2 protein-coding genes are annotated in these 1,166 nt (G+C 65.5%); both read left to right on the top strand.

What is annotated here, in order from left to right; translation table 11 throughout:
* Positions 1–182 (top strand): hypothetical protein (locus ACFWB8_RS37125; RefSeq protein ID WP_385237754.1); only part of this gene is annotated, 182 nt, incomplete at its 5' end.
* 31 nt (positions 183–213) lie between these two features.
* The gene (locus ACFWB8_RS37120) at positions 214–984 is read left to right on the top strand and encodes a hypothetical protein (protein ID WP_385237751.1); all 771 of its coding nucleotides are present in this window, start codon (positions 214–216) and stop codon (positions 982–984) included.
* Positions 985–1,166 lie beyond the last annotated feature (182 nt).

The raw sequence follows: 1,166 nt of genomic DNA, 5'->3' as shown, positions 1-1,166 counted from the left end.
CGGACGGCATCCGCGACCTCCCGGAGAACAACAACCCGACGGGCCACAACTCCCACCGAATCACCGCCCATATTCCTGACCAGCGGAAACACCGCAGCCACGACCGGAAAGACAACAGCCACAAAGCCGCCCCAGCACCTCGCCGCACTGCACAGGGCGCTGATCAGTCATGGCAGGCCTGACACCACTCTGCGCTGGATCACCCGCCCCAATGTGGCCACCATCCTGAGAGGCCTGGCCGACACAGAACCGCCACTCACTCACGACCTCCTCGACCTCCTTCCCGGCGACAAGGCTGTCGCTCACCTACGAGCCATCCTGGTCGCCGCCCAGGTGCTTCCCGCCCGCGACGAACACCTGGTGCGCCTCGAACGCTGGATCAACCACGAGCTTCAGACCTGCACCCACCCCGATCACCGCCGCATCCTGCACGGCTACGCGAACTGGCACCATCTCCGCCGGCTGCGCACCCGGCTTCGCGGCGCCCCCGCCACACGCCTCCAGGCGCTCAACGTCCGCAGCCACATCACGGCCGCCGTGAACTTCCTCGGCTGGCTGCACGACCACGGCCTGACCCTCGCTACCTGCAGGCAGGGCGATCTCGAAGCGCAGATCGTCGACCCGCTCTCCACCTACCCCCGAGAGACCAGTCACTTCGTTCGCTGGGCGGTCACCCATCGACATGCCCACGACCTGACCTATCCCGCCGTTGCCTGGCCCGGACCCGCCACAGCACTGGACACCCAACGCCGCTGGGAACTCGTCCGCCGACTCCTGCACGATGGGTCGATTTCCATCACAGACCGTGTCGCAGGGCTTCTCTTGTTGCTGTACGCACAGCGCCAGCTGCCATCTGCCGGCTCACCACCGCAGACGTACTCATTGAAGCTGGCAGAACCCGAGTCCGATGCGGTCGTGCCCCCATCACCCTCCCAGAGCCGTTCGCCGCTCTGGTACGCACCCTGGTGTCGGCGTACGACCTAAGCTCCCCAGTCGCGTACGGATGAACGTCCCCAGCTATGTCGCGGGCAGGAGCACGGCTGAGGAACCTGGTTGAGATCGTCAGGCCGGCCGGGAGTGTCTAATAAACGGCGGATCTGTTGATCATGGAGACGCCAAGTGAGTGAGATGACGATCGAGCACGAGTCCGTGGCTGAGCCGGTGGG

Origin of the sequence: Streptomyces sp. NPDC060031 (assembly GCF_042736805.1) — a bacterium.
In the GTDB taxonomy this organism is placed as follows: Bacteria; Actinomycetota; Actinomycetes; order Streptomycetales; family Streptomycetaceae; genus Streptomyces.
This window is presented reverse-complemented; position numbering and strand designations above follow the sequence as displayed.